The following is a 23609-nucleotide window of genomic DNA, read 5'->3' on the forward strand; positions in this document are numbered from 1 at the left end:
CCTTGTTAAGGGGCCTTGACCGGTTCAGCCGGTCGCGCCCAAGCATCGGGAGTCCGAACGATGCCGCGTTTGTTCACTGGACTGGAAATCCCGGCCGAGGTCGGGCACACGCTTTCCGGCTTGCGGGGTGGCCTCCCCGGCGCCCGCTGGATCGATCCCGAAAATTATCACGTCACCCTGCGCTTCATCGGCGACATCGACGGCATTTCCGCCAACGAGATCGCCTCGATGCTGTTCCGGGTCAACCGCAAGCCGTTCGAGGTCACCGTGCAGGGCCTGTCGAGCTTCGGCGGCCGCAAGCCGCGCGCGGTGGTCGCCAACATCGCGCCGAGCCGGCCGCTGATCGAGCTGCAGGCCGAGCTCGAGCGGATGATGCAGCGGATCGGGCTCGATCCCGAGGGGCGCAAGTTCACGCCGCATGTGACGCTGGCGCGGCTGCATGATGCGTCGAGCCAGGATGTCGCCGACTACCTTTCGGTGCGCGGCTATTTCCCGAGCAAGGTGTTCACCGCCGAGCGCTTCGTGCTGTTCTCCTCGCGCGCCTCGACCGGCGGCGGACCCTATGTGATCGAGGACGCCTACGCGCTCTGTGCGTGAGACTATCACCGCTGTCATCGCCCGGCTCGACCGGGCGATCCAGTATTCCAGGACGGCTCGGCCTTGATTGAGAAGCTGCGGCGTACTGGATGCCCCGCTTTCGCGGGGCATGACGTCTTCGGTGGAACGGGACAGTATCGCGCATACCCCATAGCCGCATTCACGGCTTGCAATTTTTCCGCGGCTGGGCCGTAAACGGGGCCATGCTTTCGACCGCTGAATCCTCCTTTCTCTCCCACTATTACGCGCTCGTGTCTTCCGGCGCGATCGAGCGCGATCCGGCGCAGGCCGAGGTCGCCGCGGCCTTTGCCGCGCTGGAGACACGGCTGGCGACCTACAAGCCCGCGCGCAAGCAGGGCCTGCTGGGCCGGCTGTTCGGCGACAAGAACGGCGGGCCGCCGCATGGGCTTTACGTTCACGGCGAGGTCGGGCGCGGCAAGACCATGCTGATGGACCTGTTCTTCCAGCAGAGCGTCGTCGAGCACAAGCGCCGCGCGCATTTCCACGAATTCATGGCCGACGTGCACGAGCGCGTCCACAACTACCGGCGCAGCATCGCGCGCGGCGAGCTTGCGGACGCGGATGTGATTGCGCTCACCGCCCAGGCGATCTTCGAGGAAGCCTGGCTGCTCTGCTTCGACGAATTCCACGTCACCGACATCGCGGACGCGATGATCCTCGGCCGGCTGTTCGCAAAACTGTTCGAGCTCGGCACCGTGGTGGTCGCGACCTCCAACGTCGCCCCCGACGATCTCTACAAGGGCGGGCTGAACCGGGCGCTGTTCCTGCCCTTCATCGCGCAGATCGAGGAACACATGGAGGTGCTGCGGCTCGATGCGCGCACCGATTTCCGGCTGGAGAAGCTCGCCGGCGTCAAGATGTGGCTGGTGCCTGCGGACCGCGTGGCGGATGCCGCGCTCGACAAGGCCTGGGTGAAGCTGAGCGGCAACGCCCCCTGCAAGCCGCGCGACATTTCGATCAAGGGCCGCACCCTGCGCGTGCCCTGCTCGTCGCATGGCGTGGCGCGGTTTTCCTTCGCCGATCTCTGCGAGCAGCCGCTCGGGGCTTCCGATTATCTCCGGCTTGCGCGCGACTACCACACCATCCTGGTCGACCATATTCCAGTGATGGACTTTCCCCAGCGCAACGCCGCCAAGCGCTTCATCACCCTGATCGACGCGCTCTATGACAATGCGGTGAAGCTGATGGCCTCGGCTGAGGCCGAGCCGGTCGCGCTGTACCGCGCCACCGAGGGGTTCGAGGCCAACGAGTTCAAGCGGACGGCCTCGCGCCTGATCGAGATGAGCTCGGAATCCTATTTGGCGCTGCCGCATGGGCACAAGGATTCGGCCGCGAGCGGCTCGACCACCGGGCTCGTGGAAACCTGATCGAGCCGAGATCGCGATCCGGCCCTTTCATCTCCTGAAACGACCGGCTGCTCGCGCATGAGATCGCCGGGCCAGGCTGGCGGCATGCCCTGACCGAAAATGCGGCAAGGCCGTCAATCAGGCGCGGGCGCGACTTGAACCGGTGAGGCGAAAGGGCTAACCAAACGCATCTTTTCCACCTCTCTTCCCGGCTCGGGTCACAAGGACACAACGGGTTCAAAGGAAACCACTCCCATGGCGCGCGACAAGATTGCTCTGATTGGCTCCGGCCAGATCGGCGGAACATTGGCTCACCTCGTCGGCTTGAAGGAGCTCGGCGATGTCGTGATGTTCGATATCGCTGAAGGCGTGCCGCAGGGTAAAGCGCTGGATATCGCCCAATCCTCTCCGGTCGACGGCTTCGATGCCGCCTTCACCGGCGCCAATTCCTACGAGGCGCTCGACAACGCCAAGGTCTGCATCGTCACCGCCGGCGTGCCGCGCAAGCCCGGCATGAGCCGCGACGACCTGCTCAGCATCAATCTCAAGGTGATGGAACAGGTCGGCGCCGGCATCAAGAAATACGCGCCCGACGCCTTCGTCATCTGCATCACCAATCCGCTCGACGCCATGGTGTGGGCGCTGCAGAAGGCCTCCGGCATGCCGCACAAGAAGGTGGTCGGCATGGCGGGCGTGCTGGATTCGGCGCGCTTTCGCTATTTCCTCGCCGACGAGTTCAACGTCTCGGTCGAGGACGTCACCGCCTTCGTGCTCGGCGGCCATGGCGACACCATGGTGCCGCTGGTGCGCTACTCCACCGTCGCCGGCATCCCGCTGCCCGACCTCGTCAAGATGGGCTGGACCTCGCAGGCGCGCCTCGACGAGATCGTCGACCGCACCCGCAATGGCGGCGCCGAGATCGTCAACCTCCTCAAGACCGGCTCGGCCTATTATGCGCCGGCCGCCTCCGCGATCGCGATGGCCGAGAGCTATCTGCGCGACAAGAAGCGCGTGATGCCCTGCGCCGCCTACCTCAACGGCGAATATGGCGTGAAGGACATGTATGTCGGCGTGCCCGTCGTGATCGGCTCGAAGGGCGTGGAGCGCATCGTCGAGATCGACCTCGCCGGCAAGGAGCGCGAGGGCTTCGACAAGTCGGTCGGCGCGGTCCAGGGTCTGGTCGACGCCTGCAAGAAGATCGCGCCGGATCTTCTCGGTCGCTGATTTCGTTCGGTTTTCGGTCGGAGACGGCTCTCGCCCGGCTCCGACCCTTGCAGTTTTTGTGGTATATGGTATGCCAGCTTCAAAAGAAGCCGGCACGATCGCCGCACGAGGTTTGGGGAGCGTCCTGAATGAATATCCATGAATACCAGGCCAAGGCGCTGCTGAACGAGTTCGGGGTTCCGATCTCGAAGGGCGTGCCCGTGCTCAAGGCCGAAGACGCCGAAGCCGCCGCCAAGGCGCTGCCGGGTCCGGTCTGGGTGGTGAAGAGCCAGATCCACGCCGGCGGCCGCGGCAAGGGCAAGTTCAAGGAAGCATCCGCCGGCGACAAGGGCGGCGTGCGCATCGCCAAGTCGCTCGCCGATGTCGCGCAGTTCGCCAGGCAGATGCTGGGCGCAACGCTGGTGACGGTGCAGACCGGGCCGCATGGCAAGCAGGTCAACCGCCTCTACATCGAGGACGGTTCCGACATCGACAAGGAGTTCTATCTCTCGCTCCTGGTCAACCGCGAGACCTCGGAAGTCTCCTTCGTGGTTTCGACCGAAGGCGGCGTCAACATCGAGGATGTCGCGCATAACACGCCGGAAAAGATCGTGAGCTTCTCGGTCGACCCCGCAACCGGCATCATGCCGCATCACGGCCGCACGGTCGCAACGGCGCTGAAGCTGTCCGGCGATCTCGCCAGACAGGCCGAGAAGCTGACGAGCCAGCTCTATGCCGCCTTCGTCGCCAAGGACATGGCGATGCTGGAGATCAATCCGCTTGTGGTGACCAGGCAGGGCCAGCTCCGCGTGCTGGACGCGAAGGTGTCGTTCGACGACAACGCCTTGTTCCGCCATCCCGACGTCGCCGCGCTGCGCGACGAGACCGAGGAAGACGCCAAGGAGATCGAGGCGTCGAAATACGACCTCAACTACGTTGCGCTCGACGGCACCATCGGCTGCATGGTCAATGGCGCGGGCCTGGCGATGGCGACGATGGATATCATCAAGCTCTACGGCATGGAGCCCGCCAACTTCCTCGACGTCGGCGGCGGCGCCACCGTGGAAAAGGTGGCTGCGGCCTTCAAGATCATCACGTCCGATCCCAACGTGAAAGGCATCCTGGTCAACATCTTCGGCGGCATCATGAGATGCGACGTGATCGCGGAAGGCGTGGTCGCCGCGGTGAAGCAGGTCGGGCTGAAAGTGCCGCTGGTGGTGCGGCTCGAAGGCACCAATGTCGAGCAGGGCAAGAAGATCATCCGCGAATCCGGCCTCAACGTGGTGCCGGCAGACAATCTCGACGACGCCGCACAGAAGATCGTGAAAGCCGTCAAGGGAGGCTGACGATGGCCGAGGACCATCTCGCTGCGCCGACACCGCTACCAGAGCACAGGAAGCTTGCAGTGTTCGCCGGCGAATGGAACGGCGAGGAGACGGTGTTCCCGTCGCGCTGGGTCGCCGGCGGTCCCGCCACCTCCCATGTGGTCGCGCGCATCGACCTCAACGGCTTGTATCTGATCCAGGACACCCGCCAGACGCGCGACGGCAAGGAAAGCTTCGCCACCCACGCGCTCTTCACCTACGACCGCGAAGACCGGCTCTACAAACTGTTCTGGCATGATTCCCTTGGATATTACCCGCCATCGCCCGCCTCCGGCGGCTGGGCGGGCAAGGTGCTGACGCTGGTGCGCGGCTCGCTGCGCGGCAATGCGCGCCACGTCTACGAAGTCGTCGACGACGACACCTATACCATGAAGATCCAGTTCTCGCCCGACGCGGAAGGATGGTCCGACGTGCTTACCGGCATCTACCGGCGCATCCACTAGTTTACACTCGTTCGAAAGCAGCCTGTCCCATGTCCATCCTGATCGACAAGAACACCCGCGTTATCTGCCAGGGTTTCACCGGCAAGAACGGCACCTTCCACTCGGAAGCCGCCATCGCCTACGGCACCAAGATGGTCGGCGGCGTCTCGCCGGGCAAAGGCGGATCGAAGCATCTCGACCTGCCGGTGTTCGACACCGTCGCCGAGGCCCGCGAGAAGACCGGCGCCGATGCGTCCGTGATCTACGTGCCGCCGCCGGGCGCCGCTGACGCGATCTGCGAGGCGATCGATGCGGAAATCCCGCTGATCGTCTGCATCACCGAAGGCATTCCGGTGCTCGACATGGTTCGCGTGAAGCGCTCGCTGTCGGGCTCGAAGTCGCGCCTGATCGGGCCGAACTGCCCGGGCGTGATGACCGCCGGCGAGTGCAAGATCGGCATCATGCCGGCGAACATCTTCAAGCCGGGCTCGGTCGGCATCGTCTCCCGCTCGGGCACGCTGACCTATGAGGCGGTGTTCCAGACCACCCAGGAGGGTCTCGGTCAGACCACCGCGGTCGGCATCGGCGGCGATCCGGTCAAGGGCACCGAATTCATCGATGTGCTGGAAATGTTCCTGGGTGATCCAAAGACCACCTCGATCATCATGATCGGCGAGATCGGCGGCTCGGCCGAGGAGGACGCCGCCCAGTTCATCAAGGACGAGGCCAAGCGCGGCCGCAAGAAGCCGATGGTCGGCTTCATCGCCGGCGTCACGGCACCCCCCGGCCGGCGCATGGGCCATGCCGGCGCGATCATCTCCGGCGGCAAGGGCGATGCCGGTTCCAAGACCGCGGCCATGGAATCGGCCGGAATCACCGTTTCCCCGTCCCCGGCCCGCCTCGGGCATACCCTCGCAGAAAAACTGAAAGCTTAATTCAGTCCTTGGTTCTTTTCGGCGCGAACATTCGCCCCAAATAGGGTAAAGGGTTCGCAATCAGGCTGGTCTGCCGGGATCGGCCATAAGCGCCGCTTCGCTTGAAGCGCGAACCGAATCGCCAGGACCCCAGCATGTCTCGTCAGGACGCGAACGCCGCCTTTGCCCTTTCCTCGTTTTTGCAGGGCACCAACGCCGCCTACATTGATGAGATCTACGCCCGCTACGAGAAAGACCCGAACTCCGTCGATGCGGAGTGGCAGGAATTCTTCAAGAGCCTGAAGGATCGGCCCGAGGACGTCCTCAAGAATGCGGAAGGGCCGTCCTGGGAGCGCGACAACTGGCCGCTCGCCCCGCAGGACGAGCTGACGTCCGCGCTCGACGGCAACTGGGTCGAGGCCGAGAAGGCGGTCGGCGGGAAGCTCGCGGCCAAGGCCAAGGACAAGGGCGCCGAAATCACCGCGGCCGAGCTGCATCAGGCAACGCGCGATTCGGTGCGAGCGCTGATGCTGATCCGCGCCTATCGCATGCGCGGCCATTTCCACGCCAAGCTCGACCCGCTCGGCATCGAGGCGCCGCGCGACCGCGAGGAGCTCGATCCCCGCACCTATGGCTTCACCGAGGCCGACTACGACCGCAAGATCTTCCTCGATCACGTGCTCGGCCTGGAATACGGCTCGCTGCGCGAGATCGTCGCGATCTGCGAGCGCACCTACTGCCAGACGCTCGGCGTCGAGTTCATGCACATCTCGAATGCCGCGCAGAAGGCCTGGATCCAGGAGCGCATCGAGGGCCCGGACAAGGAGATCAGCTTCACCCGCGAGGGCCGCCGCGCCATCCTCAACAAGCTGGTCGAGGCCGAGGGTTTCGAGAAATTCTGCGACGTCAAATTCACCGGCACCAAGCGCTTCGGTCTCGACGGCGCCGAATCGCTGATCCCGGCGCTGGAGCAGATCATCAAGCGCGGCGGCAATCTCGGCGTGAAGGAGATCGTGGTCGGCATGCCGCATCGCGGCCGTCTCAACGTGCTCACGCAGGTGATGGCCAAGCCGCACCGCGCGCTGTTCCACGAATTCAAGGGCGGCTCGGCCAACCCCGAGGACGTCGAGGGCTCCGGCGACGTCAAATATCACCTCGGCGCCTCCTCCGACCGCGAGTTCGACGGCAACCGCATCCATCTGTCGCTGACCGCCAACCCTTCGCATCTGGAGATCGTCGATCCCGTGGTGCTCGGCAAGGTGCGCGCCAAGCAGGACCAGCACGGCGATCCGCCGGACCAGCGCATCTCGGTGCTGCCGCTGCTGATGCATGGTGACGCCGCCTTCGCCGGCCAGGGCGTCGTGGCCGAATGCTTCAGCCTGTCGGACCTGAAGGGCTATCGCACCGGCGGCTCGCTGCATTTCATCGTCAACAACCAGATCGGCTTCACCACCTATCCGCGCTATTCGCGTTCCTCGCCCTATCCGTCCGACGTGGCGAAGATGATCGACGCGCCGATCTTCCACGTGAACGGCGACGATCCGGAGGCCGCGGTGTTCGCCGCCAAGGTCGCGATCGAATTCCGCCAGAAGTTCCACAAGCCCGTCGTCATCGACATGTTCTGCTACCGCAGGCATGGCCATAACGAGGGCGACGAGCCGGCCTTCACCCAGCCGGTGATGTACAAGAAGATTGCCGCGCATCCCTCGACGCTCGATATCTACGCCAAGCGGCTGATCGCCGACGGCGTCGTGACCGAGGGCGAGGTCGAGAAGGCCAAGGCCGACTGGCGCTCGCGGCTCGATGCCGAGTTCGAGGCCGGCGTCGGCTACAAGCCGAACAAGGCCGACTGGCTCGACGGCAAATGGGCCGGCTTCAAGATCGCCGACCAGGAGGAGGACGCGCGGCGCGGCGTCACCGGCGTCGACATCGCGGTTCTCAAGGACATCGGCCGCAAGATCACCAAGGTGCCGGACGGCTTCCGCGTCCATCGTACCATCCAGCGCTTCCTGGAAAACCGTGCCAAGGCCATCGACAATGGCGTCGGCATCGACTGGGCGACCGGCGAGGCGCTGGCGTTCTGCTCGCTGCTGCAGGAAGGCCATCATGTGCGGCTGTCCGGCCAGGACTCCGAGCGCGGCACCTTCTCGCAGCGCCATTCGGTCCTGATCGACCAGGAGGACGAGAGCCGCTACACGCCGTTCAACCATCTCGGCGGCGACCAGGGCCATTACGAGGTCATCAACTCGCTGCTGTCGGAAGAGGCCGTGCTCGGCTTCGAATACGGTTATTCGCTGGCCGAGCCCAATGCGCTCGCGATGTGGGAAGCGCAGTTCGGCGATTTCGCCAACGGCGCGCAGGTCGTGTTCGACCAGTTCATCTCCTCGGGCGAGCGCAAATGGCTGCGCATGTCGGGCCTCGTCTGCCTGCTGCCGCATGGCTATGAGGGCCAGGGGCCGGAGCATTCCTCGGCGCGGCTCGAGCGCTATTTGCAGCTCTGCGCCGAAGACAACATGCAGGTGGTCTATCCGACCACGCCGGCCAACTATTTTCACGCACTGCGCCGTCAGCTGCATCGCGAGATCAGGAAGCCGCTGATCATGATGACGCCGAAGTCGCTGCTGCGCCACAAGCGCGCGGTCTCCCGGCTCGACGAGCTTGGCAAGGACGCCACGTTCCATCGCATCCTCTATGATGACGCGCAGATGCTGCCCGACGAGAAGATCAAGCTCGTGCCCGACGGGAAGATTCGCCGCGTCGTGCTGTGCTCGGGCAAGGTCTATTACGACCTCTACGAGGAGCGCGAGAAACGCGGCATCGACGACGTCTACATCATGCGCATCGAGCAGCTCTATCCGGTGCCGCTGAAGGCGCTGGTCGTGGAGCTTTCCCGCTTCAAGAGCGCCGAGATCGTCTGGTGCCAGGAGGAGCCGCGCAATATGGGCGCTTGGCACTTCATCGAGCCCTATCTCGAATGGGTGCTCAACCAGATCAACGCCCCCAACAAGCGTCCGCGCTACGCCGGTCGCGCCGCGGCTGCCGCAACTGCCACCGGGTTGATGTCAAAGCATCTGGCGCAGCTCCGCGCGCTGCTCGACGACGCATTGAACTGATCACTTGCCATCCGTCATGCCCCGCGAAAGCGGGGCATCCAGTACCCGGTGCCGTTCCACCCGATCACGACCGTTCCGGCGTACTGGATCGCCCGCCTTCGTGGGCGATGACCGTCAAATTTCGATTGAGGAAACAGACCATGACTGAAATTCGAGTTCCGACGCTCGGCGAGTCCGTGACCGAGGCCACCATCGGCCGCTGGTTCAAGAAGGCAGGGGACGCCGTCGCGGTCGACGAACCGCTGGTCGAGCTCGAGACCGACAAGGTCACGATCGAGGTGCCGGCACCCTCCGCCGGCGTGCTCGGAGAGATCGCGGCCAAGGACGGCGACACTGTTGCGGTCGGTGCGCTGCTCGGCCAGATCAATGACGGCGCGGCGCCCGCCGCGAGACCTGCGGCGGCGCCGGCAAAGCCCGCGGCCGCTGCCCCGCCGGCCGCCGCCGCTGCGCCCGCGCCGGCTGCGGCGCCCAAGGCGCCGCCGGTGGACGCTCCGCTCGCGCCCTCGGTGCGCAAGCTCTCCGCCGAAAGCGGCATCGATGCCTCGACCGTGCCGGGCTCCGGCAAGGATGGACGCGTGACCAAGGGCGACATGCTTGCCGCGATCGAGCGCGCCGCGTCAGCGCCGACGCCGGTCAGCCAGCCGGCCGCGGCGGTGCAGGTCCGCGCGCCGTCGCCGGCGGACGATGCCGCGCGCGAGGAGCGCGTGAAGATGACGCGGCTGCGCCAGACCATCGCGCGCCGTCTGAAGGAAGTGCAGAACACCGCCGCCATGCTGACGACCTTCAACGAGGTCGACATGACCAACGTCATGGCGCTGCGCGCGCACTACAAGGACGCGTTCGAGAAGAAGCACGGCGTCAAGCTCGGCTTCATGGGCTTCTTCACCAAGGCCTGCGTGCAGGCCTTGAAGGACATTCCGGCCGTCAACGCCGAGATCGACGGCACCGACCTGATCTACAAGAACTACTACCACATCGGCATCGCCGTCGGCACCGACAAGGGCCTCGTGGTGCCCGTGGTTCGCGACTGCGACCAGAAATCGATCGCCGACATCGAGAAGGCGATCGCCGATTACGGCCGCCGCGCCCGCGACGGCCAGCTCAAGATCGAGGAGTTGCAGGGCGGCACCTTCACCATCACCAATGGCGGCATCTACGGTTCGCTGATGTCGACGCCGATCCTGAACGCGCCGCAATCCGGCATCCTCGGCATGCACAAGATCCAGGAGCGCCCGATGGCGATCGGCGGCAAGGTCGAGATCCGCCCGATGATGTATCTGGCGCTGTCCTACGATCACCGCGTCATCGACGGCAAGGAAGCGGTGACCTTCCTGGTGCGCGTCAAGGAAAGCCTCGAGGATCCGGCCCGGCTCGTGCTCGACCTGTAAGGGCGGGGCGGGCATGCCGTTTGATTCGAAAGACAGGGTCGCCGTCATCACCGGCGGCAGCCGCGGCATCGGCCGGGCCACTGCGCTCGCCGCCGCGGCGCGCGGCTTTCGGATCGTGGTCGGCTATGCGGCGAACCAGGCCGCGGCCGACGAAGTCGTCGCAACCATCGAAGCAAAGAACGGCAAGGCCATCGCGGTGAAGTGCGACGTGGCCGAGGAAAAGGACATCCTCGCGCTGTTTGAGGCCGCGGACAAGTTCGGCGCGCTGGCCGCGCTCGTCAACAATGCCGGCATCGTCGGCGAGACCGCGCGCGTCGACGAGATGAGTGCCGAGCGCATCCAGCGCATGATGGCGGTCAACGTCACCGGCAGCATTTTGTGTGCGCGCGAAGCCGTCAAGCGCATGTCGACGCGTCATGGCGGCAAGGGCGGGGTGATCGTCAATCTATCCTCGGTCGCGGCCAAGCTCGGCTCGCCCAACACCTATGTCGACTATGCCGCTTCCAAGGGCGCGATCGATTCATTCACCGTCGGCCTCGGCCATGAGGTCGCCGGCGAGGGCATTCGCGTTGCGGCTATCCGTCCCGGGCTGATCGACACCGACATCCACGGATCCGGCGGCGATCCCGACCGCGCCCACCGGCTCGCGCCCAGCGTCCCGATGAAGCGGGTCGGCACCGCGGAAGAAATCGCCAACGCCATCGTCTGGCTGATGTCGGACGAGGCGTCGTACGTCACCAGCGCCATCCTGGATGTGTCGGGCGGGCGCTAAGAGCTGTCACAGAGCTAGGTTACAGGATTTTCCATCATGGCTTACGATCTCGTCATCATCGGCACCGGCCCCGGCGGCTACGTCTGCGCGGTCCGCGCAGCGCAACTCGGCATGAAGGTCGCCGTGGTCGAGAAGAACGAGCTCGGCGGCACCTGCCTCAATGTCGGCTGCATGCCGTCGAAGGCGCTGCTGCATGCCTCGGAGATGTTCGAGGAAGCCGGTCACTCCTTCGCCAAGATGGGCGTCGTCGTTCCCGCGCCGAAGCTCGATCTGCCGTCCATGATGAAGTTCAAGCAGCAGGGCATCGACGGCAACGTCAAGGGCGTCGAGTTCCTGATGAAGAAGAACAAGATCGACGTGATCCACGGCAGCGGGCGGATCGTCTCCGCCGGCAAGGTCGAGGTTTCAGCCGACGGCAAGACGCAAACTGTCGAGACCAGGAACATCGTGATCGCGACCGGCTCCGACATCGCGCGGCTCAAGGGCATCGAGATCGACGAGAAACGCATCGTGTCGTCGACCGGCGCGCTGTCGCTCGACAAGGTGCCCGGAAGACTCCTGATCGTCGGCGCCGGCGTGATCGGGCTCGAGCTCGGCTCGGTGTGGCAGCGGCTCGGCGCGCAGGTCGCCGTGGTCGAGTTCCTCGATCGCATCCTGCCTGGCATGGACGGCGAGATCGCGCGGCAATTCCAGCGCCTGCTCGAAAAGCAGGGTTTTGCGTTCAAGCTCGGGTCGAAGGTCACCAGCGTCGACACCTCGGGCAAGATGTTGCAGGTGAAGGTCGAGCCGGCCGCGGGCGGCGCGGCCGAGACGCTGGAAGCCGATGTCGTGCTGGTCTGCATCGGCCGCGTGCCCTACACCGAAGGGCTCGGGCTGAAGGAAGCCGGTGTCGCACTCGACAGCCGCGGCCGCGTGGAGATCGACGGGCATTTCGCAACCAATGTGCCGGGCATCTATGCGATCGGCGACGTCGTCGCGGGTCCGATGCTGGCGCACAAGGCCGAGGACGAGGGCGTTGCCTGCGCCGAGATTCTGGCGGGGCAGGCCGGCCACGTGAATTACGATGTTATACCAGGCGTCGTGTATACCACGCCGGAGGTCTCTGCCGTTGGCAAGACCGAGGAGGAGCTGAAGCAGGAAGGCATCGCCTACACCGTCGGAAAATTTCCGTTCACCGCCAATGGTCGTTCCAAGGTCAATCAGACCACCGATGGATTCGTGAAGGTTCTCGCAGATGCGAAGACCGATCGCGTGCTTGGCGTACACATTATCGGCATCGAAGCCGGCGAAATGATTCATGAGGCCGCAGTCCTGATGGAATTTGGCGGCGCCGCCGAAGACCTGGCGCGGACCTGCCACGCCCATCCGACGCGATCGGAAGCGATCAAGGAAGCGGCGCTTGCGGTTGGCAAGCGCGCGATCCATATGTGATCGACGCCCGGCTGCCGGCATGATTCGGAAGACCGCTTTTCCGACAAGATCATGCCCGAGACAGAAGGAGGCCGGGTCGGGACAAGATATGCTGCGCCGTCTGCTACAGCCGCTCTGGATCCTGCTTGCGATCATCTTCCTGATCGAAGCATGGTTGTGGGACCATCTCGAGCCGATCGTGGCCTGGGTGGTGTCGTTGATCCCGCTGCGCGCATTCAAGCAGTGGCTCGCCGAGCGGGTCGACACGCTGCCGCCGGCGATGACGCTGATCGTCTTCATCGTGCCCGTATTGCCGCTGTTTCCGCTCAAGCTGGTCGGGGTGTGGCTGCTCATGCACGAGTACTGGCTGAGCGCCGTCTTCACCATCCTGTTCGCGAAGCTCGTCGGCGTCGGCGTCACCGCCTTCATCTTCGACGTCACCCGGCCGAAGCTTCTGGAGATGGCGTGGTTCGAGAAGCTCTATGACTTCGTGATCGCGCTGCGGGCCAAGGCCAAGGAGCTGGTCGATCCGGTCAAGCAGAGGATTCTTGAGCTGATGCATGGCGACGGCTGGTCGTCACGCATGCTGCGGCTGATCCAGCGCTTCCGCAAGAGCGTGCAGCAGGCGCGCTGATCGCGGTGCCATCCCGCCTCAATGCAGATGCAAGAGATGCGGCATGAACAGGCCGAGCGCGGTCATGCCGAGCCCTGCCAGCATCAAGAGGCCCGAGACCCAGGCCAGCACCGCCATGCCCGTGATGATGGTCGCCGATGCCAGCACAATGCCGATCTGGAACGCGGCCGAAGCCAGCTCGAAATGATGATATTTCGCGGTGGCCTCGTCGCGCTCATGCTCGGCATGCTTGGCGCGCTCGGCGAGCTGCTCGGTGCCCTCGCCGGTCTCCGGCTCGGAGCGGTAGCGCGCCGCGGTCTTCTGCCAGTCGTCGATCTGCTTTTGCAGCGCGGCCTTGGTGGCGTCGTCGGTGGCGGCCGCAAGGCCCAGTCTGCCCTGGTCGGCCGCGGTCTGCACCGTGGTGCGGCGGATGCTCTTGGCCTGGAAGAAGGCCCACAGGTTCGAGGCCTCGACGTTCTTGCTGATCGATTCGGTCTGCGCGCCCTTGCCGAGGGTCTCCGACAGCGCGAGGAAAAGCGCAATGACGGCGATCAGAAGCGCGATCTTCCTGTTCTCGCCGGAAGCATGCTCGGCGTGCTCCGCTTGCTCCATGCTTTCATGTGCGCTCATCAATCCCTCCTGCCAGTTCCGAAAGATACGATTGCCGAACAATGTTTTCGGCGCAAGAGGGCAGGCGAAGGTGACAACAGGATGTCAGGGCCTGACCCCGAACGTTCAGGCCGCCGCCGTTCAGTTGCGGTTCAGTTTCAGGAGCGCGGATGCGTGTTGCGATAGACCTCGAGGAGCCGCTCGCTGTCGATCCCGGTATAGACCTGGGTGGTCGAGAGCGAGGAATGTCCGAGCAGCTCCTGGATCGCGCGCAAGTCGCCGCCGCGGGACAACAGATGGGTCGCAAAGGAATGTCGCAGCGCGTGCGGCGTCGCACTGTCCGGCAGGCCGAGCGCGCCGCGCATCCGCTCCATCGCAAGCTGGATGATGCGCGGACTGAGCGGCCCGCCGCGCGCGCCGACGAAGATCGGCGCTTCCGGTGCCAGGCCATGCGGGCACATCGCGACATAGTCGGCGATCAGCGCCAGCACGTTCTGCAGCACCGGTACCATCCGCGTCTTGTTGCCTTTGCCGGTGACGACGAGCACGTCGCCTTCGCCGGGCTTCGGCACGTCGCGGCGCTTGAGGCCCAGCGCCTCGGAGATGCGCAGGCCCGAGCCATAGAGCAGCGCCATCACCGCGGCGTCGCGCGCCAGCACCCATTGTTCGCGGGTTTCGCCGGCGCGCTCGTCGGCGTCAGCGAGGCGTCTGGCGGCTTCGATGTGGATCGGCTTCGGCAGGCTCTTTCCGACCTTCGGCGCGCGGATCGCGGACAGCGCGCCGAGCTTTCCCCGGCCTTCGCGTTCCAGGAAACGGCCGAACGAGCGCAGGCCCGCCAGCGCCCGCATCAACGAGCGTCCGCCGATGTTGTCGGCCCGCCGCATTGCCATGAAGGCTCGGATGTCGCTCGCCTCCAGCAGCGAGAACCGCGCCAGCGTCACCCGCGCGCCCCAATGCTCGCAGAGAAAGTCCAGGCACTGCCTGAGGTCGCGGGCATAGGCTTCCAGCGTCTTCGGCGACAGCCTGCGCTCGGCGCGCAGATGCGACAGCCAGCGCGCCATCTCGGCCGAGACGGTTTCGTCGGCGCTTTCGAGTTCAACCGGTTGAACCGCGGTGGCTGATCGGGTCATGCTGGCTCGAGGGCGGCTGATTCCGCTCCGTTATATCGCACCCCCTTCGTTTAGCCTTCGCTAACTTGCCCGCCGATGGATCACACGACGCGCCAGGCCTCCTCTTCCGCTTCGTCGACCGGCATGGTCGACGTGCTGGTTCCGGTCGCGCTCGACCAGACCTATTCCTACCGCGTGCCGCGCGGCATGGTGCTGAAGGCGGGCGACGTGGTCGCGGTGCCGCTGGGACCCCGCGAGGTGGTGGGCGTGGTCTGGGCCGAGGACGCAAAGCCCGACCCGCGGCTGCACAACCGCCTGAAGGACGTCGGCGAGAAGCTCGACGTCCCTCCCTTGAAGGGGGAACTGCGCGCGCTCGTCGACTGGGTCGCCAACTACACGCTCTCGGCGCGCGGCATGGTGCTGCGCATGACGCTGCGCATGGGCGAGAATCTCGGCCCCGAGCGGACGCGGGCCGGCGTGCGGCTGGTGGGCCAAGCGCCGCGGCGGCTGACGCCGGCGCGGCGGCGCGTGATCGACGTGCTGTCGGACGGCCTGCTGCACGGCAAGGCCGATGCGGCACGCGAGGCCGGCGTCTCCATCGGCGTGATCGACGGCCTCGTCGACGAAGGCACACTCGCGGTCGAGGCGCTGCCGCCGGCGCCGCCGCCGCCACCGCCCGATCCGCAATTCGCCCAGCCCGAGTTCACCCGCGAGCAGCGCAGCGCGGTCGATGCGGTGCGCGCGCTCGCCGCCAACGGCAGCTTTCATGTCGCGCTGCTCGACGGCGTCACCGGCTCGGGCAAGACCGAGGTCTATTTCGAGGCGGTGGCGGAGACGATCCGGCGCGGCAGGCAATCGCTGATCCTGATGCCGGAGATCGCGCTCACCGGCCAGTTCCTCGATCGCTTCACGCAGCGCTTCGGCGTGCGGCCGATCGAATGGCACTCGGAACTCACGCCGCGCACCAGGCAGCGCAACTGGGCGGCGATCGCGGCCGGCGAGGCGCCGGTCGTGGTCGGTGCGCGCTCGGCGCTGTTCATGCCCTACGCCAATCTCGGCCTGATCGTGGTCGATGAGGAGCACGACCAGGCCTACAAGCAGGACGACGGCGCGCATTATCACGCCCGTGACATGGCGGTGGTGCGCGCGCATATCGCGAAAATCCCGATTATCCTCGCCTCCGCCACGCCTTCGGTGGAAACCGAAGTCAATGCGCGCAAGGGGCGCTATCAGCGCGTGCTGCTGCCGGCGCGGTTCGGCGGGCAGCAGATGCCGCATATCGAGGCGATCGACCTGCGCCGCGAGATGCCGCCGCGCGGCCGCTTCATCTCGCCAAAACTGGCCGAGGAGATCACCCGCGCGGTCGAGCGGCGCGAGCAGGCGCTGTTGTTCCTCAACCGCCGCGGCTACGCGCCGCTGACGCTATGCCGTGCCTGCGGCCACCGCTTCGCCTGCACCATCTGCGACGCCTGGCTGGTCGACCACCGCTTTCGCCAGCGCCTGGTCTGCCATCACTGCGGCTTCTCGATGCCGCGCCCGGAAGTCTGCCCGCATTGCGCTGCCGAGCAGTCGCTGGTCGCGGTCGGTCCCGGTGTCGAGCGGTTGCAGGAGGAGGCGGCCAACCTGTTTCCGGGCGCCCGCACCATGGTGCTGTCGAGCGATCTCATCACCTCGATCGAGACCATGCGCAGCGAGCTGAACGAGATCGCCGAAGGCCGCGTCGACATCATCATCGGCACCCAGCTGGTGGCGAAAGGCCATCACTTCCCGCGGCTCAACCTGGTCGGCGTCGTCGATGCGGATCTGGGCCTCAGCAATGGCGATCCGCGCGCGGCGGAACGCACCTGGCAGCTCCTCAACCAAGTGGTCGGGCGCGCCGGTCGCGATCAGGGTCGTGGCGTCGGCTATTTGCAGACCCACCAGCCAGATCATCCCGTGATGAAGGCGCTCGTCGCCTGCGACCGCGAGGCCTTCTACGCCACCGAGATCGAGTTGCGCGAGCGCACGCTCTATCCGCCGTTCGGACGGCTCGCGAGCCTGATTGTCTCCGCCGGCGACCGTGCGAGCGCCGAAGGCTTTGCGCGCCGCCTCGTCGCCGTTGCTCCGCGCGAGGAAGAGGTACAGGTGCTGGGGCCCGCGGAAGCGCCGCTGGCGGTCATCAAGGGCCGCTATCGCTTCCGCCTGCTGCTGAAATCGCTGCGCGGCTTCGATCTGTCGGACTATCTGCGGCGCTGGCTTGCCGGCGGTCCCAAGCCCAAGGGCAACCTCAAGCTCGAGGTCGACGTCGACCCGCAGAGTTTCCTCTAGAGCGTTTTCGAGCGAAGTGGGTACCGGTTCGCGTGAAGAAAACGCGTCGAAACTAGAATCTGGAGCATCGGTTCTGATTCCATCAGAACCGAACATGCTCTGGGGCACACAACAGGGCCTGCCGTCATTGGCGACGGCAGGCCAGTTTATCGCGCCCGTCAATCGGGCTCGTCCGCCTGGGCGGACGCAACGATCGATCATGCTGGGCGGATGGAACGCGTCGCTTGGGCGGACGCTTTAGGAGACGACCTCGGCGGTGACGCGGCCGACGCCGACACCGGTGAGGCCGACGGCGCGCGCGGCGGCGGTCGAGAGGTCGAGAACTCGGCCGCGGATGAAGGGGCCGCGGTCATTGACGGTGACGACGACGGTGCGGTCGCCATGGGTGACGCGGAGCTTGGTGCCGAACGGCAGCGAGCGGTGAGCGCAGGTCAGCTTGTTCTGGTCAAAGCGCTGGCCCGAGGCGGTCTTGCTGCCGGACTCGTTGCCATAGAACGACGCCATGCCCGAGAAGCTGCGGCCGGTGCCGGAACCCGACATTATCGACGCATTGGCGTCGCGCCACTGGCCGGCGGCGCGGCTTTCGGCCGCGACGTGACGGCCGTGGTGATGGTGGTGATAGGCATGGTGGTGATGCCGGGATTTGGCCGACGCCGCGGTGGCGGTTCCCCCGACGAACAAAGTTGCGGCAACAACAGCAAGCGCCGTGCGCGACCGGGTTAGCTTTCCCGGTGCCGTCTTCTTGGATTTCAGCATTCAAAGACCCTCAGATAGTATTGCCACATAGGTGGCAAATGGAACCCCCGTCCCGGTGCAGTGGTCGCCGTTTGGTGACGCAATGAGGCGTGAATTGGGCAGTATTTCCTGTTTGTCTCGTGCTGAAATATCTTGTTACCTGATAAGGTATATGAACAAAGGTTCCGTAATCTTGGGCGTTAACGAATTTTTAACGACGTCGTTACTTTGAAGTACTTAAAATTGAAGTCGTCGCCGGGCTCCGCGAGGTCTTCGTCAAGTAATGGCCGGCATCAAGGACCCGTGCGGTTCCAGGAAAATTGCCGCATCGCAGCATGGGTCCCATGCAGGAATGGGTGGAACGGCTTTGGCGCTGCCTCGGGGCGCGGAAGCGGCCTGCCGCGCGCCAAGGGACACCAAGGGACACCAAGGGCGCCAACGGACACCAAGGTCGAAATTCAACTGAGGGGTTGGGCCGCGAACGAAGGCGGCCTGCGTGCCGGCGTGGCCTGCGCCATCGCGTCGCTTCGCGCGCGGCGTCATGTTGCACCTGCGCGTACGCTATGTTAGCAAAGCCGCGATTTTTTTGATCCCGGCACTCCTCAGCGTCGGTCGAAAATCGAAGTCCCGCTTGAATTCCAAGGGCTTGAATCGCTAGGCGCCGCGATCGCGGCGATGGTTTTTCCCTTGCGAATTTGACAGCTAAAAGAGCGAATTGTGGCTGCTGAAGATCCGTCCGTTTCGGGAGTGTCCGGCCGTTATGCAACGGCCCTGTTCGAACTGGCCCGCGAGCAGAAATCAGTTGACGCAGTGAAGGCCGACCTCGATCGGTTCGAGGCCATGCTCAACGACAGCGCCGATCTGAAGCGTCTGGTGCGCAGCCCGGTATTTTCCGCCGAGGCGCAGCAGAAGGCGCTCTCCGCGGTGCTCGACAAGGCCGGAATTTCCGGCATTTCCGCCAACTTCCTGAAAGTGCTCACCGCCAACCGGCGGCTGTTCGCGATCGCCGACGTGATCCGCGCCTTCCGAGCGCTGGTCGCCAAGTTCAAGGGCGAGGCGACGGCCGACGTCACGGTGGCGGAGGCGCTTTCGGAAAAGAATCTCGACGCCTTGAAGGTCGCACTGAAGTCGGTGACCGGCAAGGACGTCGCGCTCAACGTGAAAGTCGATCCTGCGATCATCGGCGGCCTTGTCGTCAAGCTGGGCAGCCGCATGGTCGATAGTTCGCTTCGCACCAAACTCAATTCGATCAAGCACGCGATGAAAGAGGCAGGCTGATGGACATCCGCGCCGCGGAAATTTCCGCGATCCTCAAGGACCAGATCAAGAATTTTGGCCAGGAGGCCGAGGTCTCCGAAGTTGGGCAGGTGTTGTCCGTCGGCGACGGCATCGCCCGCGTCTACGGTCTGGACAACGTCCAGGCCGGCGAGATGGTCGAGTTCGAGAACGGCACGCGCGGCATGGCGCTCAATCTCGAGACCGACAATGTCGGCATCGTCATCTTCGGCGCCGACCGTGAGATCAAGGAAGGCCAGACGGTGAAGCGCACCCGCGCCATCGTCGACGCGCCGGTCGGCAAGGGCCTGCTTGGCCGCGTCGTCGACGCGCTCGGCAATCCGATCGACGGCAAGGGTCCGATCCAGGCGGTCGAGCGCAAGCGCGTCGACGTCAAGGCGCCCGGCATCATTCCGCGCAAGTCGGTGCACGAGCCGATGGCGACCGGACTCAAGGCGATCGACGCGCTGATTCCGATCGGCCGCGGCCAGCGCGAGCTGATCATCGGCGACCGCCAGACCGGCAAGACCGCGATCGCGCTCGACACCATCCTGAACCAGAAGCCGCTGAACGCCACCGGCGACGAGAAGATCAAGCTGTACTGCGTCTACGTCGCGGTCGGCCAGAAGCGCTCCACCGTGGCGCAGTTCGTCAAGGTGCTCGAAGAGCAGGGCGCGCTGGAATATTCCGTGATCGTCGCCGCGACCGCCTCGGACCCGGCGCCGATGCAGTACATCGCGCCGTTCACCGGCTGCACCATGGGCGAGTATTTCCGCGACAACGGCATGCACGCGGTCATCATCTATGATGACTTGTCCAAGCAGGCCGTCGCCTACCGCCAGATGTCGCTGCTGCTGCGCCGTCCGCCGGGCCGCGAAGCCTATCCGGGCGACGTGTTCTATCTGCATTCGCGCCTTCTGGAGCGCGCCGCCAAGCTCAACGACACGCAGGGCGCCGGCTCGCTCACCGCGCTGCCCGTGATCGAGACCCAGGCCAACGACGTGTCGGCCTACATTCCGACCAACGTGATCTCGATCACCGACGGCCAGATCTTCCTCGAGACCGACCTGTTCTTCCAGGGTATCCGGCCCGCGGTGAACGTCGGCCTGTCGGTGTCGCGCGTCGGATCGTCGGCGCAGACCAAGGCGATGAAGAAGGTCGCCGGCAAGATCAAGGGCGAGCTCGCGCAGTACCGCGAAATGGCGGCGTTCGCGCAGTTCGGTTCCGACCTCGACGCTGCGACCCAGCGCCTGCTCAATCGCGGCTCGCGCCTGACCGAGCTCCTCAAGCAGCCGCAGTTCTCGCCGCTGAAGATGGAAGAGCAGGTCTGCGTGATCTGGGCCGGCACCAACGGCTATCTCGATCCGCTGCCGCTCAACAAGGTGCGCGCCTTCGAGGACGGCCTGTTGTCGCTGCTGCGCGGCAAGAACGTCGAGATCCTCAATTCGATCCGCGATACCCGCGATCTCTCCGACGACACCGCCGCCAAGCTGAAGTCGGTGGTCGAAGGGTTCGCGAAGACGCTCGCCTGAACAAACGCATCGCCCGGCACCGGCCGGGCGTGACGAACGGAGGCTTGCGGTCTGATCGACGGGATCGGACCGCCGGGGTGAATCAAGAATGGCGTCACTGAAAGACATGCGGGTCCGCATCGCCTCCACCAAGGCGACGCAGAAGATCACCAAGGCCATGCAGATGGTCGCGGCCTCCAAGCTGCGCCGCGCGCAGAGCGCCGCGGAAGCCGCGCGCCCCTATGCGGAGAAGATGGCGGCGGTGATCTCCAATATCGCTACGGCTGCGGCGGCCTCACCCGGCGCGCCGGCGCTGCTCAGCGGCACCGGCCGCGATCAGGTGCATCTGTTCCTGGTCTGCACCGGCGAGCGCGGCCTTTCCGGCCCCTTCAACTCCTCGATCGTGCGGCTCGCGCGCGAGCGCGCGCAGGCGCTGCTTGCCGAGGGCAAGGAGGTCAAGTTCTTCTGCGTCGGCCGCAAGGGCTACGAGCAGCTCCGCCGCCAGTTCGAAAAGCAGATCGTCGAACATCTCGACCTGCGCGGCGTGCGTCAGCTGGCCTTCGGCAATGCCGAGGACATCGCCGGCAAGGTGCTCGCCCGCTTCGACGCCGGCGAGTTCGACGTCTGTACGCTGTTCTACTCGCGCTTCAGGTCCGTGATCGCGCAGGTGCCGACCGCGCAGCGGATCATTCCGCTCGTGGTGGAGGAAGCCGGCGCCGGCAACGGCAACGGTGCGTCGACTGCTTACGAATACGAGCCGGAGGAGGACGAGATCCTCACCCGCCTGTTGCCGCGCAACCTCGCGGTGCAGATCTTCCGGGCACTGCTCGAGAACAACGCCTCGTTCTACGGCGCGCAGATGACGGCGATGGACAATGCCACCCGCAACGCCGGTGAAATGATCCGCAAGCAGACGTTGATCTACAACCGCACCCGTCAGGCGATGATCACGAAGGAACTGATCGAGATCATCTCCGGCGCCGAGGCAGTCTGAGGGAGGACGACATGGCATACGTCACATCGGCTACCACCAAGGGCGGACGCAACGGGCGGGCGATGCTCGACAATGGCGCTCTCGCGCTGGCGATGGCGCTGCCGAAGGATCTGGGCGGCGCCGGCGATGGCCACAATCCGGAGCAGCTGTTCGCGCTCGGTTATTCCGCCTGCTTCGGCCAGGCGATCCTCGTGGTCGCCAAGAAGCACGGCATCGACGGCCAGGCGGCGAAGGTCACCACCGACGTGACGTTGAATACCGATGGCGGCTTCTCGCTCGCCGTCGAATTGAAGGTTTCGATCCCCGGCGCCGACAAGGCCAAGGTGCAGGCGGTGGTCGAGGAAGCTCACACGGTGTGCCCCTATTCGAAGGCCACCAAAGGCAACATCCCGGTCAAGCTGACCGTGGTCTAATTCGGATCGAAGGAGAGAGCGTAAATGGCTACAGCAGCCAACCAGATCGGTCGCGTGACGCAGGTGATGGGCGCCGTGGTCGACGTCCAGTTCGAAGGCCAATTGCCGGCCATTCTCAATTCGCTCGAGACCAAGAACGGCGGCAGCCGTCTCGTGCTCGAAGTGGCGCAGCATCTCGGCGAATCGACCGTGCGCACCATCGCGATGGACACCACCGAGGGTCTGGTGCGCGGCCAGGAAGTCACCGACACCGGCCAGCCGATCGAGGTGCCGGTCGGCCCCGGCACGCTCGGCCGCATCATGAACGTGGTCGGCGAGCCCGTCGATGAGGCCGGTCCGATCAAGGCGGAAGCCAAGCGCGGCATCCACCAGCCGGCGCCTGCATACACCGAGCAGTCCACCGAGGCCGAGATTCTCGTCACCGGCATCAAGGTCGTCGACCTGCTCGCGCCCTACGCCAAGGGCGGCAAGATCGGCCTGTTCGGCGGCGCCGGCGTCGGCAAGACCGTGCTGATTCAGGAGCTGATCAACAACGTCGCCAAGGCCCACGGTGGTTATTCGGTGTTTGCCGGCGTCGGCGAGCGGACCCGCGAGGGCAACGACCTCTATCACGAGTTCATCGAGTCCGGCGTCAACAAGAAGGGTGGTGGCGAAGGCTCGAAATGCGCGCTGGTGTACGGCCAGATGAACGAGCCGCCGGGCGCCCGCGCCCGCGTCGGCCTCTCCGGGCTGACGGTCGCCGAATATTTCCGCGACCAGGGCCAGGACGTGCTGTTCTTCGTCGACAACATCTTCCGCTTCACCCAGGCCGGCTCCGAAGTGTCGGCGCTACTCGGCCGTATTCCTTCGGCGGTCGGCTATCAGCCGACCCTTGCCACCGACATGGGCGCGCTGCAGGAGCGCATCACCACCACGACCAAGGGTTCGATCACCTCGGTGCAGGCGATCTACGTTCCGGCCGACGACTTGACCGACCCGGCGCCCGCCACCTCGTTCGCGCATCTGGACGCCACCACCGTGCTCTCGCGCGGCATTGCCGAAAAGGGCATCTATCCGGCGGTCGACCCGCTCGACTCCACCTCGCGCATGCTCTCGCCGCTCGTCGTCGGCGAGGAGCACTACAACACCGCGCGCATGGTCCAGCAGGTGCTGCAGCGCTACAAGTCGCTGCAGGACATCATCGCCATTCTCGGCATGGACGAGTTGTCGGAAGACGACAAGCTGACGGTGGCGCGCGCCCGCAAGATCGAGCGCTTCCTGTCGCAGCCGTTCCACGTCGCCGAAGTCTTCACCGGCTCGCCCGGCAAGTTCGTCGAGCTCGCCGACACCATCAAGGGCTTCCGCGACCTGTGCCAGGGCAAGTACGACCACCTGCCGGAAGCCGCCTTCTACATGGTCGGCACCATCGAAGAGGCGGTCGAGAAGGGCAAGAAGCTCGCCGCCGAAGCGGCGTAAGCATTGGCATGTCGTCA

Annotated in this window: 20 protein-coding genes; 17 read left to right on the forward strand and 3 right to left on the reverse strand. The window is 65.3% G+C overall.

Annotated elements, in window-relative coordinates:
• The first annotated feature begins 60 nt into the window (after nt 1–60).
• The 11 genes from thpR to QOU61_RS02020 all read left to right on the forward strand — a co-directional run bounded on the left by thpR (nt 61) and on the right by QOU61_RS02020 (nt 13205).
• On the forward strand, nt 61–597 hold the full coding sequence (gene thpR / locus QOU61_RS01970; protein ID WP_289656475.1) for an RNA 2',3'-cyclic phosphodiesterase: 537 nt from the start codon (nt 61–63) through the stop codon (nt 595–597).
• 203 nt (nt 598–800) lie between these two features.
• Complete coding sequence (gene zapE / locus QOU61_RS01975; protein ID WP_289656476.1) at nt 801–1985, forward strand: cell division protein ZapE; 1185 nt, start codon at nt 801–803, stop codon at nt 1983–1985.
• A 234-nt stretch (nt 1986–2219) separates the two neighbouring features.
• Nucleotides 2220–3188 (forward strand): malate dehydrogenase, encoded by a 969-nt coding sequence (mdh, locus tag QOU61_RS01980; RefSeq protein ID WP_289656477.1) that lies wholly within the window; start codon nt 2220–2222, stop codon nt 3186–3188.
• A 128-nt stretch (nt 3189–3316) separates the two neighbouring features.
• A complete protein-coding gene (gene sucC / locus QOU61_RS01985; protein WP_289656478.1) occupies nt 3317–4513 on the forward strand; it encodes an ADP-forming succinate--CoA ligase subunit beta in 1197 nt (398 codons plus the stop codon).
• A 2-nt stretch (nt 4514–4515) separates the two neighbouring features.
• Nucleotides 4516–4995 carry a DUF1579 family protein gene (locus QOU61_RS01990; RefSeq protein WP_289656479.1) on the forward strand — a complete coding sequence of 160 codons (480 nt, stop codon included), beginning with the start codon at nt 4516–4518 and terminating at the stop codon, nt 4993–4995.
• 29 nt (nt 4996–5024) lie between these two features.
• Entirely contained in the window at nt 5025–5909 is an 885-nt protein-coding gene (sucD, locus tag QOU61_RS01995; RefSeq protein ID WP_289656480.1) for a succinate--CoA ligase subunit alpha, read from the forward strand.
• A gap of 134 nt (nt 5910–6043) precedes the next feature.
• Nucleotides 6044–9001: a 2-oxoglutarate dehydrogenase E1 component gene (locus QOU61_RS02000; protein WP_289656481.1), complete on the forward strand. Its 2958-nt coding sequence runs from the start codon at nt 6044–6046 to the stop codon at nt 8999–9001.
• A 140-nt stretch (nt 9002–9141) separates the two neighbouring features.
• On the forward strand, nt 9142–10389 hold the full coding sequence (odhB, locus tag QOU61_RS02005) for a 2-oxoglutarate dehydrogenase complex dihydrolipoyllysine-residue succinyltransferase (RefSeq protein WP_289656482.1): 1248 nt from the start codon (nt 9142–9144) through the stop codon (nt 10387–10389).
• Nucleotides 10390–10402: 13 nt separating this feature from the next.
• A complete protein-coding gene (locus QOU61_RS02010; RefSeq protein WP_289656483.1) occupies nt 10403–11161 on the forward strand; it encodes an SDR family oxidoreductase in 759 nt (252 codons plus the stop codon).
• A 33-nt stretch (nt 11162–11194) separates the two neighbouring features.
• Nucleotides 11195–12592: a dihydrolipoyl dehydrogenase gene (gene lpdA, locus QOU61_RS02015; protein ID WP_289662172.1), complete on the forward strand. Its 1398-nt coding sequence runs from the start codon at nt 11195–11197 to the stop codon at nt 12590–12592.
• A gap of 88 nt (nt 12593–12680) precedes the next feature.
• Nucleotides 12681–13205 (forward strand): hypothetical protein, encoded by a 525-nt coding sequence (locus QOU61_RS02020; protein ID WP_289656484.1) that lies wholly within the window; start codon nt 12681–12683, stop codon nt 13203–13205.
• An 18-nt stretch (nt 13206–13223) separates the two neighbouring features.
• Here QOU61_RS02020 and QOU61_RS02025 read toward each other — a convergent pair whose 3' ends face one another.
• Complete coding sequence (locus QOU61_RS02025; protein WP_289656485.1) at nt 13224–13814, reverse strand: DUF4337 domain-containing protein; 591 nt, start codon at nt 13812–13814, stop codon at nt 13224–13226.
• Between the two features lie 137 nt (nt 13815–13951).
• Nucleotides 13952–14923 (reverse strand): tyrosine recombinase XerC, encoded by a 972-nt coding sequence (locus QOU61_RS02030; protein ID WP_289656486.1) that lies wholly within the window; start codon nt 14921–14923, stop codon nt 13952–13954.
• Nucleotides 14924–14998: 75 nt separating this feature from the next.
• Between QOU61_RS02030 and QOU61_RS02035 the strand changes: the two genes are divergently transcribed.
• Entirely contained in the window at nt 14999–17209 is a 2211-nt protein-coding gene (locus tag QOU61_RS02035; RefSeq protein WP_289656487.1) for a primosomal protein N', read from the forward strand.
• 237 nt (nt 17210–17446) lie between these two features.
• Here the strand turns inward: QOU61_RS02035 and QOU61_RS02040 are convergent, their stop codons facing one another.
• Nucleotides 17447–17965, reverse strand: a complete 519-nt coding sequence (locus QOU61_RS02040; RefSeq protein WP_289656488.1) for a septal ring lytic transglycosylase RlpA family protein — start codon at nt 17963–17965, stop codon at nt 17447–17449.
• A 696-nt stretch (nt 17966–18661) separates the two neighbouring features.
• Between QOU61_RS02040 and QOU61_RS02045 the strand changes: the two genes are divergently transcribed.
• The 5 genes from QOU61_RS02045 (at nt 18662) to atpD (ending at nt 23592) form a co-directional block, all read left to right on the forward strand.
• Entirely contained in the window at nt 18662–19222 is a 561-nt protein-coding gene (locus tag QOU61_RS02045) for a F0F1 ATP synthase subunit delta (protein WP_289656489.1), read from the forward strand.
• On the forward strand, nt 19222–20751 hold the full coding sequence (gene atpA / locus QOU61_RS02050) for a F0F1 ATP synthase subunit alpha (RefSeq protein WP_289656490.1): 1530 nt from the start codon (nt 19222–19224) through the stop codon (nt 20749–20751). Before QOU61_RS02045 ends, atpA begins: the two co-directional genes overlap by 1 nt.
• A gap of 88 nt (nt 20752–20839) precedes the next feature.
• Nucleotides 20840–21724, forward strand: a complete 885-nt coding sequence (locus QOU61_RS02055; RefSeq protein WP_289656491.1) for a F0F1 ATP synthase subunit gamma — start codon at nt 20840–20842, stop codon at nt 21722–21724.
• A gap of 11 nt (nt 21725–21735) precedes the next feature.
• Nucleotides 21736–22137 carry an organic hydroperoxide resistance protein gene (locus QOU61_RS02060; RefSeq protein WP_289656492.1) on the forward strand — a complete coding sequence of 134 codons (402 nt, stop codon included), beginning with the start codon at nt 21736–21738 and terminating at the stop codon, nt 22135–22137.
• 24 nt (nt 22138–22161) lie between these two features.
• Nucleotides 22162–23592 carry a F0F1 ATP synthase subunit beta gene (atpD, locus tag QOU61_RS02065; RefSeq protein WP_289656493.1) on the forward strand — a complete coding sequence of 477 codons (1431 nt, stop codon included), beginning with the start codon at nt 22162–22164 and terminating at the stop codon, nt 23590–23592.
• The last annotated feature ends 17 nt before the right edge of the window (nt 23593–23609 follow it).

Origin of the sequence: Bradyrhizobium sp. NP1 (genome assembly GCF_030378205.1) — a bacterium.
Classification (GTDB): Bacteria; Pseudomonadota; Alphaproteobacteria; order Rhizobiales; family Xanthobacteraceae; genus Bradyrhizobium.

Excerpts from the sequence above, each read along its gene's own strand:
- QOU61_RS02025 (WP_289656485.1), bottom strand. The coding sequence starts at position 13,814 with ATGAGCGCACATGAAAGCATGGAGCAAGCGGAGCACGCCGAGCATGCT.
- QOU61_RS02040 (WP_289656488.1), bottom strand. The coding sequence starts at position 17,965 with ATGCTGAAATCCAAGAAGACGGCACCGGGAAAGCTAACCCGGTCGCGC.
- QOU61_RS01990 (WP_289656479.1), top strand. The coding sequence starts at position 4,516 with ATGGCCGAGGACCATCTCGCTGCGCCGACACCGCTACCAGAGCACAGG.
- QOU61_RS02035 (WP_289656487.1), top strand. The coding sequence starts at position 14,999 with ATGGATCACACGACGCGCCAGGCCTCCTCTTCCGCTTCGTCGACCGGC.
- mdh (WP_289656477.1), top strand. The coding sequence starts at position 2,220 with ATGGCGCGCGACAAGATTGCTCTGATTGGCTCCGGCCAGATCGGCGGA.
- QOU61_RS02055 (WP_289656491.1), top strand. The coding sequence starts at position 20,840 with ATGGCGTCACTGAAAGACATGCGGGTCCGCATCGCCTCCACCAAGGCG.
- QOU61_RS02020 (WP_289656484.1), top strand. The coding sequence starts at position 12,681 with ATGCTGCGCCGTCTGCTACAGCCGCTCTGGATCCTGCTTGCGATCATC.
- zapE (WP_289656476.1), top strand. The coding sequence starts at position 801 with ATGCTTTCGACCGCTGAATCCTCCTTTCTCTCCCACTATTACGCGCTC.
- QOU61_RS02010 (WP_289656483.1), top strand. The coding sequence starts at position 10,403 with ATGCCGTTTGATTCGAAAGACAGGGTCGCCGTCATCACCGGCGGCAGC.
- QOU61_RS02060 (WP_289656492.1), top strand. The coding sequence starts at position 21,736 with ATGGCATACGTCACATCGGCTACCACCAAGGGCGGACGCAACGGGCGG.
- thpR (WP_289656475.1), top strand. The coding sequence starts at position 61 with ATGCCGCGTTTGTTCACTGGACTGGAAATCCCGGCCGAGGTCGGGCAC.
- QOU61_RS02030 (WP_289656486.1), bottom strand. The coding sequence starts at position 14,923 with ATGACCCGATCAGCCACCGCGGTTCAACCGGTTGAACTCGAAAGCGCC.
- atpA (WP_289656490.1), top strand. The coding sequence starts at position 19,222 with ATGGACATCCGCGCCGCGGAAATTTCCGCGATCCTCAAGGACCAGATC.
- sucD (WP_289656480.1), top strand. The coding sequence starts at position 5,025 with ATGTCCATCCTGATCGACAAGAACACCCGCGTTATCTGCCAGGGTTTC.
- QOU61_RS02000 (WP_289656481.1), top strand. The coding sequence starts at position 6,044 with ATGTCTCGTCAGGACGCGAACGCCGCCTTTGCCCTTTCCTCGTTTTTG.
- odhB (WP_289656482.1), top strand. The coding sequence starts at position 9,142 with ATGACTGAAATTCGAGTTCCGACGCTCGGCGAGTCCGTGACCGAGGCC.
- atpD (WP_289656493.1), top strand. The coding sequence starts at position 22,162 with ATGGCTACAGCAGCCAACCAGATCGGTCGCGTGACGCAGGTGATGGGC.
- sucC (WP_289656478.1), top strand. The coding sequence starts at position 3,317 with ATGAATATCCATGAATACCAGGCCAAGGCGCTGCTGAACGAGTTCGGG.